We start from the raw sequence: 18,381 nt of genomic DNA, 5'->3' as shown, positions 1-18,381 counted from the left end.
GGGCGTCAACTCCGCAGCTGTCAGCGCAACGCCAGCAGGCACGGTAACGCCGCCTCCAGGCAACCTGGTCGTTCAGTACAAGGTGAACAACGCGAATGCGAATGACAATATGATCTACGCGACGTTCAACATTAAGAACACGGGTACGTCGGCGGTCAGCCTGAGCGGTCTGAAGCTGCGCTACTACTTGACGAAAGACTCGTCCAGCGCGGGCTTAAGCTTCTGGACGGACTACGCGCAAGTGGGCACGTCCAACGTAAGCGGCGCATTCAGCGCGATCAGCCCGGCGAAGACGAGCGCAGACACGTATCTGGAGCTGTCGTTCAGCTCGGCAGCAGGATCGATCGCAGCTGGCGGCCAATCCGGCGACATTCAGATCCGCATCGCGAAGTCCGACTGGTCGAACCTGAACGAGAGCAACGACTACTCGTTCGACGGCACGAAATCGGCATTCGCGGACTGGAACCAAGTGACGCTGTATCAAAGCGGTACGCTTGTATGGGGCATCGAGCCGTAAGCAGATGAACGTCTCGAGTAGAAGACAGGAGGGACGGCGCCTTCAGATAGATGGAGGAAGGCGCTCAGCCCTCCGAGCAATACCATTTTCGAAGGAGGATTTATTCATGGTACTCAAGGCCTCCCGTAAGGGATTGGCAATCGCGCTTAGCGCGGCACTGTCCGTATCTTCCATTGTCGGCGGAGCAGCTCTAGTAGCTCCTCAGAAAGCAGCTGCGGCAGCACCGGCGACTTCCGTCGAAGCGCAGCGCTTCTTGACGCTGTACAATCAGCTGACCAGCCCAACGAACGGCTACTTCTCGAAAGAAGGCATTCCTTACCACGCGATCGAGACGCTTCTGAGCGAAGCGCCGGATTACGGCCATATGAGCACGTCCGAAGCATACAGCTACTGGCTGTGGCTGGAGACGCTGTACGGCTACTATTCGGGTGACTGGACGAAGCTCGAGAAAGCTTGGGACAACATGGAGAAATACATCATTCCAGTCAATGAAGGCGACGGCAAAGAAGAACAGCCGACAATGAACTACTACGATCCGAACAGCCCGGCTACGTATGCGCCGGAGAAGCCTTATCCGGACCAATATCCAGTGCAGCTGGGCAATTCCAAGTCGCCAGGCAAGGACCCGCTTGACGCTGAGCTGAAAGCAACGTACGGCAACAACCAGACGTATCTGATGCACTGGCTGATCGACGTCGATAACTGGTACGGATACGGCAACTTGCTGAATCCTTCCCATACGTCGACGTATGTCAATACATTCTCACGCGGCGAGCAAGAATCCGTCTTCGAATCGGTGACGCATCCGTCCCAAGATAACAAAACGCTCGGCAAGACGAACGAGGGCTTCATGAGCCTCTTCACCAAAGAAAGCCAAGCGCCTGCAGCTCAATGGCGCTACACGAACGCCTCCGACGCCGATGCCCGCGTTATCCAAGTCATGTACTGGGCGAAGCAGCTCGGCTACAACAATACGACGTATTTGAACAAAGCGAAGAAGATGGGCGACTATCTCCGTTATGACATGTACGACAAGTATTTCCAAAAGATCGGCACGGGCAGCGGCTCTTCGACGCCGGGCACGGGCAAAGACGCGAGCATGTACCTCCTCGCATGGTATACGGCTTGGGGCGGCGGCCTCGGCGCGAACGGTCAAGGCAACTGGGCTTGGCGGATTGGCGCTAGCCATGCGCACCAAGCTTACCAGAACCCGGTAGCGGCTTATGCATTGTCGACGACGGCAGGCGGTCTCATTCCGACATCGCCTACAGCACAGCAGGATTGGAACACTTCGCTTACCCGCCAGCTCGAGTTCTATACCTGGCTGCAATCGAGCGAAGGCGCAATCGGCGGCGGCGCAACGAACAGCTGGGACGGTGAGTACAAAGCGTTCCCTTCGGGCACGAGCACGTTCTACGGCTTGGGCTATCAGAAAGCGCCGGTCTATCACGATCCGGATTCGAACCAATGGTTCGGCTTCCAGGCATGGCCGATCGAACGCGTTGCAGAGATGTACTATATCCTCGCATCGAGCGGCGATAAGACGAGCAACAACTACAAAATGGCGAAGCAAGTCATGGACAGATGGGTCGACTACTCGCTCGACTATGTATTCATTGACAAGAAACCAGTTACGGATTCGAGCGGCTACTATTTGAACGCAGCCGGCCAACGGATTAATGGCGGCGCTAATCCAGTTGTCGCAACGACGTCTGCGCCAGGCGAGTTCTACCTGCCAGGCACGCTGGAATGGACGGGTCAGCCGGATACGTGGACCAGCTTTGCAGCTTACACAGGCAATCCGACTTACCACACGATTACGCGTGATCCGAGCCAGGATCTAGGCGTACTCGGCAGCTACGCCAAAGCGCTCACCTTCTATGCCGCAGCTACGAAAGCGGATACGGGCGCTTACACGGCACAAGGCACACAAGCGAAAGACACGGCGTCGCAATTGCTTAATACGGCATGGAGTCTCAATGACGGCGTCGGTATCGTGAAGCCGGAACCGCGTTCAGACTACTTCCGCTTCTTTACGAAAGAGACGTACATTCCATCCGGCTGGTCAGGAACGAACGGTCAAGGCGCAGTCCTTCCAGGCACGAACGGCGTAGCGTCGGATCCTGCCAAAGGCGGCAACGGCGTCTACATCAGCTATGTGGACCAACGTCCGAAGATTACGCAAGATCCAATGTGGTCGTATTTGCAAAATATGTACACGACGTCGTACAACACGACGACGAAGAAGTGGGAGAACGGAACGCCAACGTTCACGTACCACCGCTTCTGGGCGCAAGTTGATATCGCAACGGCTTACGCCGAGTATGACCGTCTTATCAACAGCGGCGCGGCCCCTACGGTTCCGGGTGCACCGGCAACGCTGGCGGCAGCGGCAGGCAATGCGCAAGCAACGCTGACGTGGGCAGCATCCTCCGGCGCGGCAAGCTACAATGTGAAGCGCGCTTCGACGAGCGGCGGCCCTTATACGACGGTTGCGACGGGCGTAACAGGCACGACGTACACGAACACGGGTCTGACGAACGGCACGACGTACTATTACGTCGTTAGCGCAGTGAACGCCGCTGGCGAATCGGTGAACTCCGCTCAAGCGACGGCAACGCCGCAAGCGGTTGTCACGGTTCCGGCAGCACCAACGGCTTTGACGGCAACGGCAGGCAGCGCGCAAGCGACGCTGGCGTGGACGGCATCCGCAGGTGCAACGAGCTATAACGTGAAACGTGCAACGACGACAGGCGGACCGTACACGACGGTTGCTACAGGCGTAACGGGCACGACGTACACGAATACAGGTCTGACGAACGGTACGACGTACTACTATGTCGTCACCGCAGTCAATAGCGCAGGCGAATCCGCGAACTCCGCTCAAGCATCGGCAACACCGCAAGCGGTTGTCACGGTTCCGGCAGCACCAACGGCTTTGACGGCAACGGCAGGCAGCGCGCAAGCGACGCTGACGTGGACGCCGCAGGTGCAACGAGCTATAACGTGAAACGTGCAACCACGACAGGCGGACCGTACACGACGGTTGCTACAGGCGTAACGGGCACGACTTACACGAACACTGGCTTGACGAACGGTACGACGTACTACTATGTCGTTTCCGCTGTGAATAGCGCAGGCGAGTCCGCGAACTCCGCTCAAGCGACGGCAACGCCACAAGCGGTCGTGACGGTTCCTTCGGCGCCTGCAGGCCTGACGGCAACGGCAGGCGACGCACAAGTGGCGCTGACATGGACGGCATCGTCCGGCGCAACTAGCTATAACGTGAAGCGTTCGACAACAGCTGGCGGCACGTTCACGACAGTTGCTACAGGTGTAACGGGCACGACGTATACGAACACGGGTCTGTCGAATGGCACGACGTACTACTATGTCGTTTCGGCTGTGAACAGCGCGGGCGAGTCTGCGAACTCCGCATCTGTAAACGCGACGCCGGCCGGCACAGTGACGCCTCCTGCAGGCAACCTGGTCGTTCAATACAAGCTGAACAATAACAATGCTTCCGACAATATGATTTATGCAACGTTCAACATTAAGAACACGGGCACGTCGGCAGTCAGCCTGAGCGGACTGAAGCTGCGCTACTACTTGACGAAAGATACGACGAGTGCCGGTCTGAACTTCTGGACGGACTACGCGCAAGTCGGCACGAGCTCGGTCAGCGGCACGTTCAATGCAATCAGCCCTGCGAAGACGAATGCGGACACGTATCTCGAAATTTCGTTCAGCTCTGCTGCAGGCTCCATCGCGGCGGGCGGACAATCCGGTGATATCCAAATTCGTATTGCGAAGTCCGACTGGTCGAACTTGAACGAGAGCAATGACTATTCGTTCGACGGCACGAAATCGGCATTCGCAGACTGGAACAAAGTGACGCTGTATCAAAGCGGTACGCTCGTATGGGGTATCGAACCGTAAGCTAATGGTTCCAAGGATTCGGGAGTCCGGCCAGCCGGATTCCCGGTCTTCAGGGATAAACAGCAATTACAATCAAAAGGAGATGAAACATCTTGTCTAACGTAATCACGAAACGCACCTTGAAGCTCTTCCTCGTGTTCGCAGTCGTATTCAATCTGTTTGTCGCATTCGGCGCTGCTACAAGCTCCGCAGCTGAAGCGCATGTCGACAATCCGTATGTCGGCGCTACGCAATATTTGAACCCTGATTATGCCAATCTGATCGACACGTCCATTGCGCAAGTATCAGACCCTGTTCTGAAAGCGAAAATGGAAACGGTTAAATCATACCCGACAGCGATCTGGCTGGACCGCATCGCGGCTATCCAAGGCGGCGATGTGAACGGCGGACGTAAGAGCCTGGAGCAGACGATGGACGCTGTTCTTGCAGCGAAGCAAGGCAATACGCCGATCGTCGTGCAATTCGTTATCTATGACCTGCCAGGACGCGATTGCAAGGCCCTCGCTTCCAACGGCGAATTGCCGCTGACGGCCGCAGGCCTCGCAACGTACAAAACGCAATATATTGATACGATTGCGTCGATTTTCTCAAATCCGAAGTATCAGGACATCCGGATCGTTGCGATCATCGAGCCGGACTCGCTCCCGAACCTCGTCACGAACTTAAGCGATGCGAACTGCGCGGCTGCCAATTCGTCTGGCATTTATGTCGAAGCATCCCGCTACGCGCTGAATAAGCTTCATGCCATTCCTAACGTTTATAACTACATGGATCTCGGCCATTCCGGCTGGCTCGGATGGGATTCGAACCGCGGTCCTGCGATCGATCTGATCACGCAAGTCGTACAAGGCACAACAGCTGGCCTTGCAAGCGTAGACGGCTTCATTACGAACACGGCGAACACGACGCCGCTCGTTGAGCCGAACCTGCCGAACTCGGATCTGTCCGTCGGCGGTCAACCGCTGAGATCGGCTTCGTATTATGAATGGAACCCTTATTTCGACGAAGCAGATTTTACGGCTGCGCTCTACTCCGGCTTCGTAGCGAAAGGCTGGCCGGCTACGCTCGGTTTCCTCGTCGACACGTCCCGTAACGGATGGGGCGGTCCGAACCGTCCAACGGTTGCGAGCGGTTCCACGGTAAGCGCATACGCGGACTCCGGCCGTATCGACAGACGCTCGCACCGCGGCAACTGGTGTAATCCATCCGGTGCAGGCATGGGCGAACCGCCTACCGTAGCGCCTACAGGCTACGCAGGTTCGCATCTGGATGCGCTTGTGTGGATTAAACCTCCGGGCGAATCCGACGGCTCGAGCTCGGCTATTGATAACAACGAAGGCAAAGGCTTCGATAGAATGTGCGACCCTACGTATATCGCTGCAAGCGGCAAGCCTACCAATGCGCTTGCGAACGCACCGGTATCTGGCCACTGGTTCCATTCTCAATTCGTTGAGCTTGTAACGAATGCTTATCCGCCAATACCACAAGGCAACACGAACCCAACGGTTCCTGCTGCACCTGCTTCACTGACGGCAACGGCCGGCAACGCACAAGTTGCTCTGAGCTGGGCAGCATCGAGCGGCGCGACGAGCTACACAGTTAAGCGCGCTACGACGAGCGGCGGTCCTTACACGAACGTAGCGACGAATGTAACGGCGACTAGCTACACGAACACGGGCTTGACGAACGGTACAACGTACTATTATGTAGTCAGTGCATCGAACAGCGCAGGTACAAGCGCGAACTCGGCGCAAGCTTCGGCAACGCCGCAAGCGACTGTATCGGTTCCAGCAGCACCAGCCAACTTGACGGCAACGGCAGGCAACGCGCAAGCGACGCTGACGTGGACGGCATCGTCCGGCGCAACGAGCTATAACGTGAAACGTGCAACGACGAGCGGCGGTGCTTACACGACGGTTGCTACAGGCGTAACGGGCACGACGTACTCGAACACGGGACTGACGAACGGCACGACGTACTACTATGTCGTAACGGCAGTCAATAGCGCAGGCGAGTCCGCGAACTCGGCACAAGCTTCGGCAACGCCGCAAGCGACGGTTACGGTTCCGGCAGCTCCAGCAAGCCTGACGGCAACGGCTGGCAACGCACAAGCGACGTTGACTTGGACGGCATCGTCCGGCGCAACGAGCTATAACGTGAAACGTGCAACGACGAGCGGCGGCGCATACACGACGGTCGCAACGGGCGTAACGGGCACGACGTACACGAACACAGGTCTGACGAACGGCACGACGTACTACTATGTCGTATCCGCAGTTAATAGCGCAGGTGAGTCCTCGAACTCGGCCCAAGCTTCGGCAACGCCGCAAGCAACGGTAACGGTTCCAGCAGCCCCTGCATCGCTGACGGCAACGGCAGGCGACGCACAGGTAGCACTGACGTGGACGGCATCGTCCGGCGCAACGAGCTACAATGTGAAGCGTTCGACGACGGCAGGCGGCACGTTTACGACGGTTGCGACTGGCGTAACGGGCACGACGTACACGAACACGGGTCTGACGAACGGCACGACGTACTACTATGTCGTGACGGCAGTCAACAGCGCAGGCGAGAGCGCGAACTCCGCAGCAGCTAGCGCAACGCCAGCTGGCACGGTGACGCCTCCTGCAGGCAACCTGGTCGTTCAATACAAGCTGAACAATAACAATGCTTCCGACAATATGATCTATGCAACGTTCAATATTAAGAACACGGGCACTTCGGCAGTCAGCCTGAGCGGGCTGAAGCTGCGCTACTACCTGACGAAAGATTCGTCCAGCGCAGGACTCAGCTTCTGGACGGACTACGCGCAAGTCGGCACGGCGAACGTAAGCGGTGCGTTCAGCGCGATTAGCCCAGCGAAAACGAATGCAGACACGTATCTGGAGCTGTCGTTCAGCTCGGCTGCAGGCTCGATCGCAGCAGGCGGACAATCCGGCGACATCCAAATCCGTATCGCGAAATCCGACTGGTCGAACCTGAACGAGAGCAATGACTACTCGTTCGACGGCACGAAATCGGCATTCGCGGACTGGAACAAAGTAACGCTGTATCAAAGCGGCACGCTTGTATGGGGTATCGAGCCGTAAGCAGCAACTGTAGAACAGCAAGATAACAATTGGATAAGGCACATGTATCGGAGCGCCCTCTAAGGGCGCTCTGATACGGTTCCGACAGCAAATGCGGTTCTTTGCGCCTATAGCAAAGCCCTATAGCAAAGAGAAGCGAATACCCGTCAGCAATCCATGGCAGCTTAAGCAGTTGATCTGTTGGAAGGCGGCGCTGCTGCTTTTGGCTGCTTCCAAACCATCGCCGAAAGGAGACAATTACGTTGAAAAAGAAGATAGGCATCGCCTCCGTCATGAGCACGGCTGTGCTGCTGTCCACGCTCGTCCCATTGGCGCCGTCCGCGCTTGCGGCTCCGGTCAATGTATCCTTTACCGTGAACACGGGATCGGAGAGAGCGAATATCAGCCCGTATATTTACGGAACTAATCAGGATTTCTCCAATGTTGGCGACTATTCGGCTCGCCGCTACGGCGGCAACCGGCTGACCGGCTACAACTGGGAAAACAACGCTTCGAATGCCGGCAGCGACTGGCTGCATTCCAGCGACGACTTCCTGTGCAACACGACTGTCAGCGGCTGTAATGCTCCAGGCGCAGCGGTAACCCAATTCCATGACATTTCGGTTGCGAATGGGAACTACTCGCTTGTGACCCTGCAGATGGCGGGATACGTCGCTGCGGACAAGAACGGAGCCGTTGCGGAGAGCGAGGCGGCGCCTTCGGCAAGATGGCGGCAAGTCGTGCCTGCGAAAGGCAGCGCTTTCTCGCTGACGCCTGATACGAGCGATAACAAGGTTTACATGGACGAGGAAGTGAACTTCCTTGTTCAAAAATATGGTTCTGCAGCGACAGCTACAGGAGTTAAAGGCTACTCGCTCGATAACGAGCCGGCGCTATGGTCATCGACACATCCGCGCATCCATTCCGCCCCGGTAGGCGCCAAAGAGCTGGTCGACAAATCGGTTGCGCTGTCGAAGGCGGTCAAAGCAGTCGACCCGGCGGCAGAAATTTTCGGCCCTGCGTTGTACGGCTTCTACGGTTACTATGCGCTGCAGGATGCGCCGGACTGGGCATCGGAGAAAGGCAGCTACAACTGGTATGTCGATTACTACCTCGATAAGATGAAGCAGGCTTCCCAGACGGCCGGCACACGCCTGCTCGATGTGCTTGACGTTCACTGGTATCCCGAAGCGCAAGGCGGCGGTCAGCGCATCGTGTTCAACGGGACCGGCAATGCGGATCTGCAGAAGGCCCGCGTTCAGGCGCCGCGCTCGCTGTGGGACCAGACGTATCTCGAAAGCAGCTGGATCGCGCAGTCATTCGCCAGCTATCTTCCGATCATTCCGAAGCTTAAATCTTCGATCGATACGTACTATCCGGGTACGAAGTTAGCGATTACCGAGTACAGCTACGGCGGAGAAGGAGATATTTCGGGCGGTATCGCACAAGCGGATGCGCTCGGCATTTTCGGCAAGTCCGGACTTCATTTCGCTTCGTTCTGGAAGACGGAGACGAACTCCGACTATGTGAACTCGGCGTTCAAGCTTTACCGCAACTACGACGGCAACGGCTCGAAATTCGGAGATATTCACGTCAAGGCCGATACTTCGGACGTCGCGAACAGCTCCATATATGCGTCAGTCAAGGACAATACCAATGGAGAGCTTCATTTGATCGTATTGAACAAAAGCTTCGACAGTCCGATGAATGCTGCTATTCAAATCGCGGGAGACAAGTCTTACACGTCCGGTACTGTGTACGGCTTTGACGGCACTAGCACGTCGATTACGCAGGTTGGCGCAATCTCCTCCATTAGCGGTAACCAATTCACGTATACGGTTCCGCCGCTCACGGCTTACCACATCGTGCTCAAAGCAGGGACGGATACGGTTCCTTCGGCACCTTCGGCTCCGGCAAGTCTGACGGCGACGGCAGGCAATGCGCAAGCAAGCATAAGCTGGACGGCATCTGCGGGAGCAACGAGCTACAACGTGAAACGTTCGACGACAAGCGGCGGACCGTACACGACGGTAGCGACGGGCTTAACGGCGACGAGCTACACGAACACGGGTCTGACGGGCGGTACAACCTATTATTACGTCGTCTCTGCCGTGAACAGCGCGGGCGAGTCGGCGAATTCAGCACAAGCAAGCGCGACGCCGGCAATCATTCTTCCTTTGCCAGCGGCACCAACGAACCTGACGGCAACTGCAGGCAATGCCCAAGCGGCGCTAAGCTGGAGCGCATCGTCCGGAGCAACCTCGTATAACGTGAAACGAGCGACGACAAGCGGCGGACCGTATACGACGGTAGCGGCAGGTGTGACGTCGACGAGCTACACGAATACGGGCCTGACGAATGATACGACGTACTATTACGTCGTGTCGGCAGTGAACAGCAGCGCGGAGAGCGTGAATTCAGCACAAGTGAGCGTGACGCCGTCGGCGCCGATCATGCCTCCTAGCGGCTTGCAGGTTCAATACAAGCTGAATAACAACAACGCTTCGGATAACATGATCTACGCGACGTTCAACATTAAGAACACCGGCACGTCTCCGGTCAGCTTGAACAATCTGAAGCTGCGCTATTACTTGACGAAGGATACGACGAGCGCCGGTCTGAACTTCTGGACGGACTACGCGCAAGTCGGAACGAATACGGTCAGCGGCACATTCAACGCCATCAGCCCGGCGAAGACGAACGCGGATACGTATCTCGAAATTTCGTTCAGCTCTGCAGCGGGATCGATCCCGGCAGGCGGACAGTCTGGCGATATTCAGATTCGAATCGCGAAGTCCGATTGGTCGAACTTCAACGAGGGCAACGATTACTCGTTCGACGGCACGAAATCGGCGTTCGCCAATTGGAACAAAGTGACGCTGCACCAGAGCGGCATCCTGGTGTGGGGCGTTGCGCCTTAATGCTCAAGGAGGGAGCGGCTGTCGCCGGCCAACCCGGCTCCGACGGACCGATTGTCAGCGGTTTCATTCCGAACCTGCCTGCTCCCTCTCCATTTTGAACAAAGGAGAGGAATTGCGACATGTATATTGCGGCAAATCGCAAAGGACTTCTCATGCTGCTCGTGCTGACGCTGGTACTCAGTTTGCTGCTTCCGGCAGGTCATAACAAGAGCTACGCGGCAGGACCGATCGTACCGACATACGGTCAAATCAAAGTGTCCGGCAATCAATTGGTCAGCGCATCCGGACAGCCGATCCAGTTGAAGGGAGCCAGTTCGCACGGCGTTCAGTATTACGGCAATTACGTGAATAAGAACGTCATCCAGTGGCTGCGGGACGATTGGGGGGCAACGGTATATCGCGTCGCTCTCTATACAGAGGAGAAAGGATACATCACGAACCCGGCACTGAAGGACAAAGTGAAGGAAGCGGTGCAGGCGGCGATTGACCTGGGTATCTATGTCATCATCGACTGGCATATCTTGTCCGATGGCGACCCGAACAAGCATAAGACGGAAGCGATCGCCTTTTTCAAAGAAATGGCAACATTGTACGGCTCTTATCCGAACGTACTTTATGAAATTGCCAACGAGCCGAACGGCGTAAGTTGGAGCACCATCAAGACTTATGCGCAGGACGTCATTCCGGCGATCCGCGCGATTGACCCGGACAACATCATCATCGTCGGCACACCGACATGGAGCCAGGACGTCGATCAAGCGGCGGATAGTCCGCTGGCGTTCAGCAACATTATGTACACGATGCACTTCTACGCAGGTACGCACGGCCAATATTTGCGCGACAAAGTGAACTATGCGCTTAACAAGGGCATTGCGGTTTTCTCGACGGAATGGGGAACGAGTACGGCAACGGGCGACGGCGGTCCATATCCGACCGAATCGACGCAGTGGCTGGACTTCCTCAACAGCAAAAAAATCAGTTGGGTGAACTGGTCGATCGCGACGAAGGCCGAATCTTCGGCTGCGCTTCTGCCGAGCGCGAGCACTAGCGGCGGCTGGGCGCTCAGCGATCTGACTTCTTCCGGCCAATATGTCCGGTCCAAAATGCTCGAGGGCTCCGTGACGCAGCCGACTGTACCGGCAGCGCCAGCCAACCTGAGCGCAACGGCGGGCAATGGGCAGGCGACGCTTACATGGACGGGCTCCACGGGCGCGACGAGCTATAACGTGAAACGTTCGACGTCGAATGGAGGGCCTTACACGACGGTCGCTACGGGCGTCTCGGTCACTTCGTACACGAATACGGCGCTGACGAACGGCACGACGTACTACTATGTCGTCTCGGCTGTGAACAGCGCGGGCGAATCGGCGAACTCGTCGCAAGCAAGCGCAACGCCGCAAGCGTCCGTTACGGTTCCGGCAGCACCTGCGGGTTTGTCGGCGACGGCGGGCAACGCACAAGTGGCGCTGTCTTGGACGGCATCGTCAGGCGCAACGGGCTACAATGTGAAACGTTCAACGACGGCAGGCGGCACGTACACGACGGTAGCGACGGGCGTAATCGGCACGTCGTACACGAACACGGCGCTGACGAACGGCACGACGTACTACTATGTCGTCTCGGCTGTGAACAGCGCAGGCGAATCGGCGAACTCGTCGCAAGCGAGCGCGACGCCGGCCGGCACGACGACGCCTCCGGATCCGACAGGCGCGCTGGCGGTCCAATATAAAGTGAACAATGCGAACGCGACGGACAACATGATCTATGCGACGTTCAACATTAAGAACACGGGTACAACAGCTGTTAGCCTGAGCGGACTGAAGCTGCGCTACTACTTGACGAAAGATTCCGCGAACGGCATGAGTTTCTGGACGGATTACGCGCAGATCGGCACGTCCAACGTAAGCGGCGCATTCAGCGCAATCAGCCCGGCGAAGACGAATGCGGATACGTATTTGGAGCTGTCGTTCAGCTCTGCGGCGGGATCGATTCCAGCCGGCGGACAATCCGGTGATATCCAGATCCGCATCGCGAAGTCCGATTGGTCGAATCTGAACGAGAACAACGACTACTCGTACGATGGCACGAAGTCGGCATATGCGAGCTGGAACAAAGTGACGCTCTATCAAAGCGGTACGCTGGTATGGGGTATCGAGCCTTAATCGGTAACAAGAATAATCGGTAACAAGAATGCGGCGGACCGATGAGTTCCCGCCCGCTCGCAAGGAGCGGACGGGGGCATCGCTTCCGTACGGCTAAACTAGGGAGATGAAAGGTAATGGCAACGACTTCGTTCAAAAAATGGGGCATGATGCTGCTTGCTGCAGCTCTGATCTGCTCTATGCTCGCAGTGGAAGGCGTCCGCAAAGCGAACGCTGCAACATCACTCGGCTACTATCATACGTCCGGCAGCCGGATATTGGATGCAGCCGGCAATCCAGCTGTTTTCAACGGGCTGAACTGGTTCGGCTTCGAGACGGCGAACTACTCGCCTCACGGTCTGTGGTCGTATTCGCTTGACAGCTTTATGGACCAAATCAAGCAGAAGGGCTACAACTTGATCCGTCTTCCATACTGCAATCAAATGTTTGATGCGGGCAGCATGCCGACAAGCTTGAACACGGCGACGAACCCGGATCTGCAAGGCATGACGCCGATTCAACTGATGGACCGCGTTATTCAAGAGGCAGGCGAGCGCGGCATTCAAATCATTCTCGACCGTCACCGTCCGGATTCCGGCGGCCAGTCGGAGCTGTGGTACACATCCAAATATTCCGAAGCCCGCTGGATCAGCGACTGGGTCATGCTGGCGAAACGTTATGCGAACAATCCGACTGTAATCGGCGCGGACCTGCATAACGAGCCGCACGGTACGGCTTCGTGGGGAACGGGCGATACGGCAACGGACTGGCGCCTTGCTTCGGAACGCGCCGGCAATGCCATCTTGGCAGCTAACCCGAACTGGCTCATTCTCGTCGAAGGCATTCAGACGAACGTTCAAGGCGAGACCAGCAACTACTGGTGGGGCGGCAACCTGAAAGGGGTGCGCAACTATCCGGTTCGTCTGGATGTCGCGAATCGCCTTGTCTACTCGCCGCATGATTACGGTCCGGGCGTAGCGACCCAAACGTGGTTCGAGGATGCATCGTTCCCAAGCAACATGCCTGGCATTTGGGATGCGCACTGGGGTTATATCAGCAAAGAAAATATCGCGCCTATCCTCGTCGGTGAGTTCGGCGGCCGCGGCGTCGATCTGACGAGCAAGGAAGGCATCTGGCAGAACAAGCTGGTCGATTATATTAAAGCTAACGATTTGTACTGGACGTACTGGTCGCTCAACCCGAACAGCGGCGACACCGGCGGCTTGCTGCTGGACGACTGGCTGACGTGGAACGCGCCGAAGCAAGCGATGCTCGACCGCATTATGAAACCGATCGGCACGAATCCTCCGGTGACGACTGTACCTGCTGCCCCTGCAAGCCTGGCAGCAACGGCAGGCAATGGTCAAGTAGCACTCAGCTGGGCGGCATCGAGCGGTGCAACTAGCTACACCGTCAAGCGCGCGACGACGAGCGGCGGTCCTTACACGAACGTGGCGGCGAACGTTACGGCAACGAGCTACACGAACACGAGCTTGACGAACGGCACGACGTACTACTATGTCGTCAGCGCAACGAACAGTGCAGGCGAGTCCGCGAACTCGGCGCAAGCAAGCGCTACGCCGACAGGCAGCACGACGCCAACGGTTCCGGCAGCACCGGCCGGTCTGACGGCAACGGCAGGCAATGCACAAGCGGCACTGTCATGGACGGCTTCAACTGGCGCAACGGGCTATAACGTGAAACGTGCAACGACGGCGGGCGGACCTTACACGACGGTTGCTACGGGCGTCGCAGGAACGACTTATACGAACACAGGCCTGACGAACGGCACGACATACTACTATGTTGTCTCTGCAGTCAACAGCGCAGGCGAGTCCGCGAACTCCGCAGCTGCAAGCGCAACACCAACCGGAACGGTGACGCCTCCGACGGGCAGCCTGGTGGTGCAATACAAAGTGAACAATGCGAACGCAACCGACAACATGGCTTATGCGACGTTCAACATCAAGAATACGGGCACGTCGGCAGTCAGCCTTAGCGGTCTGAAGCTTCGTTACTACTTGACGAAAGACTCGGCGAACGGCCTGAGCTTCTGGACGGACTACGCACAAGTCGGCACGGCGAACGTAAGCGGCGCTTTCAGTGCAATCAGCCCTGCGAAGACGAATGCTGACACGTATCTGGAGCTTTCGTTCAGCTCGGCAGCTGGATCGATCGCAGCTGGCGGACAATCGGGCGACATCCAAATCCGTATCGCGAAATCCGACTGGTCGAACCTGAACGAGAGCAACGACTACTCGTATGACGGCACGAAATCGGCCTTCGCGGACTGGAACAAAGTGACGCTGTATCAAAGCGGCACGCTTGTGTGGGGCATTGAGCCATAATTCCGTGATTTTTTAGCAACAGTGCCGGTTCGCCTTCAGAGTGTCGATGTTATCTTCATCATCGGAACTTGCGCGGGCGGCCGGCATTGCTGCGATTACAGTGTTCTATAAGGAGGGACAATCGTGAGGACAACACAAGGTACGCGCGTTGCCCGCATCGTCCGCAATTGCGGAATCGTTGCGCTATGCGCTGCCGCATCGATCGTTTCGTTGGAAGCAGGCGTACGGCCAGCGCAGGCTGCAACGACGCCGGTCAAATACAATTATGCAGAGGCTCTGCAGAAATCGTTGTATTTCTACGATGCCGAGAAGTCGGGACCAGGCATTACCGGAGGCCGACTGGAATGGCGCGGTAATTCCGATCTGTCAGACAAGACGGTCGGTCTAGGCATTAACGGCAGCCCGTCGAACCAGACGAATATGTCTGCCGCATTCATCCAGCGCAATAAAGCGGTGCTGGATCCGGACGGCAACGGCACCGTCGATCTGAGCGGCGGCTTCCACGATGCCGGAGACCATGTGAAGTTCGGCTTGCCGCAGACGTATGCCGCTTCGACACTTGGCTGGGGCTTTAACGAATTCCGGGATGCCTATATCGAGAGCGGGCAAGAATCTCATATGCTGGAAGAGCTGAAGTGGTTCAGCGATTACTTTCTGCGGTCTACGTTCCGCGATGCTAGCGGCAATGTTATCGCGTTCAACTACATGGTCGGCAACGGAACGGTAGACCATGCTTATTGGGGTCCGCCTGAGCTGCAGGATCCGGCTGCCTATCCGCGCCCTGCGACGTTCGCCACCGCCGAAACGCCGGCAAGCGACCAGGCTGCGGGCGCCGCGGCAGCTCTTGCAATCATGTATTTGAATACGAAGGATACCGATCCGCAATACGCGGCATTGTGTCTGGACAATGCGAAAGCGCTCTATACGTTCGCCAAGACGTACCGCGGGCTCGGCAATTCGGACGGCTTCTATAACTCCGGTTATGACGAGGACGAATTGTCTTGGGCGGCGGTGTGGCTGTATGAAGCGACCGGAACGGCTCAGTACATCACGGATATTACGGCAGCGACGGCAGGCGGCGCTTATACCGGATATTTGAAGAAGATTATGAACAGCACGGCTGATACATGGCAGAATCAATGGGTTCACAGCTGGGATACGGTATGGGGCGGCGTATTTATGAAGCTGGCGACGTTGTTTCCAACCAACAGCCAATACGACTATTACGCGCGCTGGAACTTGGAATATTGGTCGGGCGGAGCGGTGAAGCATCAGGATCTGAGCGACACCAATTATTTGGCGAAGACGCCGGGCGGGTATGCGTTCCTCTCGACATGGGGTTCGGCGCGTTATAATACGGCGGCACAGCTATGCGCACTTATTTATAGCAAGCATAAGAACCGGACCGATTTCGCCGAATGGGCCAAAGGTCAAATGGATTACATTATGGGCGACAATCCGATGGGCTACTCCTACATTGTCGGCTTTCCGACGGTGGAAGGGTCGGCGAAGCATCCGCATCACCGGGCGGCGCACGGCTCCAAGACGAACAGCATGCTTGTGCCGGCTGACGACCGGCATACGCTGTGGGGAGCTTTGGTCGGCGGGCCGAACGCGAACGATGTCCATAACGACGTGACGACAGATTACATTTCGAACGAGGTGGCAGTCGATTATAACGCTGGCTTCGTTGGCGCGTTGGCCGGACTATACGACTTCTATGGTCAAGGCCAGCTGCCGCTTGCGAATTTCCCGCCGAAGGAAGCTGCTGTGCAGCAGTATTATGCGGAAAGCAAGCTGGAGCAGGAGAACGCGGAGCGTTCGCAAATTACGATCACGGTACACAACGAGTCGGTGCATCCGCCGCATAACGAGTCGGGCATGAGCGCCCATTATTATTTCAACATCAGCGAGCTTACGGCGGCGGGCCAATCGATTAACGACGTGTCGATCGCCGTCTATTATGACGAACAGAAATCGGCGACTGGCCAAGCGGTGAAAATTACGGGACCGCTGGCAGCCGATGCGGCGGCAGGCATTTACTATTATCAATTCGATTGGTCGGGGGCGTCTATCTACGGCGACCGCGATCTGCAGTTCGCCATTATGGCGAAGCAGGATTCGGCTTTCAAGAGCAATTGGAATCCGGCGAATGATTGGAGCCGTCAAGGCATTACAGCAACGGCTGCGATTAACAACCGCGTTCCAGTCTACTTGAACGGCGTGAAAGCGTTCGGCGAAGAGCCGGGCGGATCGACGCCTGTGCAGATTCCGGCGGCGCCAACCGGATTGACGGCTTCGGCAGGCAACGCACAGGCAATGCTGACATGGACGGCTTCGGCTGGAGCAGCGAGCTATAACGTGAAGCGGGCGACTGTTAGCGGGGGACCATACACGACGGTCGCGACGGGATTAACGGGCACTTCGTATACGAACACGGCGCTGACGAATGGCGCGACGTATTACTATGTCGTTAGCGCAGTCAATACCGCTGGCGAGAGCGCGAATTCAGCGCAAGCAAGCGCGACGCCACAGGCGGCCGTAACGGTACCGGCAGCTCCAACTGGATTGACGGCGGCAGCAGGGGACGCGCAGGCGGCACTGACGTGGACGGCGTCTGCGGGAGCGGCGAGCTATAATGTGAAGCGAGCGGTTGTAAGCGGCGGCCCGTACACGACGGTCGCGACGGGCATAACGGGCACGACGTATACGAACACGGCGCTGACGAACGGCACGACGTACTACTACGTCGTTAGTGCGGTTAACACCGCTGGCGAGAGCGCGAATTCCGCGCAGACAAGCGCGACGCCAGCAGGGGTGACGACGCCGCCAGAAGGTACGCTGGCCGTTCAATACAAAGTGAATAATGCCAATGCGACCGACAATATGATCTATGCCACGTTCAACATTAAGAATACGGGCACGGCTGCGGTTGGTCTGAGCGGTCTGAAGCTTCGCTACTATTTGACCAAAGATGGTGCAAGCGGAATGAGCTGCTGGACGGATTATGCGCAGGTTGGCTCGTCGAATGTCAGTGGATCTTTCGCGTCCGTGTCACCTGCTAAGACGACCGCCGACACGTATGTTGAGCTGTCGTTCAGCGCAGGTGCAGGTTCGATTCCAGCGGGCGGCCAATCCGGTGATATTCAGATCCGCATCGCGAAATCGGACTGGTCGAATTGGAATGAAAATAACGATTACTCGTTCGATGGAACGAAGACAGCGTATGCAAATTGGAGCAAAGTGACGCTTTATCAGAATGGCACGCTTGTATGGGGCCAGCAGCCGTAACGTCATTCTTCTGTTGGCGGCAATACAGCGTACAACGTCAGGTTAAGGCCTGATGCCGCTAACCGGCCAGCGCAAAGTCTCGGCGGCTCCGCCTGAAGCCGCCGGGGCAGCGCTCTGTGAACGGCATGGCCCGCTTGCATCCGTAATAGACGGAAA

At 57.0% G+C, this 18,381-nt stretch carries 8 protein-coding genes; all 8 read left to right on the top strand.

Translation table 11 applies throughout. The features are described from left to right. Positions 1-517 (top strand): cellulose binding domain-containing protein (locus PKO01S_RS16810; protein ID WP_281278924.1); only part of this gene is annotated, 517 nt, incomplete at its 5' end. Positions 518-623: 106 nt separating this feature from the next. After that, positions 624-3,527: a glycoside hydrolase family 48 protein gene (locus tag PKO01S_RS16805; protein ID WP_127532590.1), complete on the top strand. Its 2,904-nt coding sequence runs from the start codon at positions 624-626 to the stop codon at positions 3,525-3,527. Further along, on the top strand, positions 3,524-4,456 hold the full coding sequence (locus tag PKO01S_RS16800; RefSeq protein ID WP_246070605.1) for a cellulose binding domain-containing protein: 933 nt from the start codon (positions 3,524-3,526) through the stop codon (positions 4,454-4,456). The genes PKO01S_RS16805 and PKO01S_RS16800 overlap by 4 nt, the downstream gene beginning before the upstream one ends. A gap of 92 nt (positions 4,457-4,548) precedes the next feature. Beyond that, complete coding sequence (locus PKO01S_RS16795) at positions 4,549-7,545, top strand: glycoside hydrolase family 6 protein (RefSeq protein ID WP_127532588.1); 2,997 nt, start codon at positions 4,549-4,551, stop codon at positions 7,543-7,545. A gap of 242 nt (positions 7,546-7,787) precedes the next feature. Further along, complete coding sequence (locus PKO01S_RS16790) at positions 7,788-10,445, top strand: glycoside hydrolase family 44 protein (protein WP_246070604.1); 2,658 nt, start codon at positions 7,788-7,790, stop codon at positions 10,443-10,445. A 119-nt stretch (positions 10,446-10,564) separates the two neighbouring features. Next, entirely contained in the window at positions 10,565-12,607 is a 2,043-nt protein-coding gene (locus PKO01S_RS16785) for a cellulase family glycosylhydrolase (RefSeq protein ID WP_127532587.1), read from the top strand. Between the two features lie 116 nt (positions 12,608-12,723). Then, positions 12,724-14,934 (top strand): cellulase family glycosylhydrolase, encoded by a 2,211-nt coding sequence (locus tag PKO01S_RS29360; RefSeq protein ID WP_246070603.1) that lies wholly within the window; start codon positions 12,724-12,726, stop codon positions 14,932-14,934. A 123-nt stretch (positions 14,935-15,057) separates the two neighbouring features. After that, the gene (locus PKO01S_RS16775; RefSeq protein ID WP_127532586.1) at positions 15,058-18,225 is read left to right on the top strand and encodes a glycoside hydrolase family 9 protein; all 3,168 of its coding nucleotides are present in this window, start codon (positions 15,058-15,060) and stop codon (positions 18,223-18,225) included. Positions 18,226-18,381: the final 156 nt, after the last annotated feature.

Source organism: Paenibacillus kobensis NBRC 15729 (genome assembly GCF_004000825.1).
Classification (GTDB): Bacteria; Bacillota; Bacilli; order Paenibacillales; family Paenibacillaceae; genus Paenibacillus_T; species Paenibacillus_T kobensis.
The sequence above is the reverse complement of the archived record's forward strand: the minus strand, read 5'-3'. Positions and strand labels throughout refer to the sequence as shown.

Excerpts from the sequence above, each read along its gene's own strand:
- PKO01S_RS16805 (WP_127532590.1), top strand. The coding sequence starts at position 624 with ATGGTACTCAAGGCCTCCCGTAAGGGATTGGCAATCGCGCTTAGCGCG.
- PKO01S_RS29360 (WP_246070603.1), top strand. The coding sequence starts at position 12,724 with ATGGCAACGACTTCGTTCAAAAAATGGGGCATGATGCTGCTTGCTGCA.
- PKO01S_RS16785 (WP_127532587.1), top strand. The coding sequence starts at position 10,565 with ATGTATATTGCGGCAAATCGCAAAGGACTTCTCATGCTGCTCGTGCTG.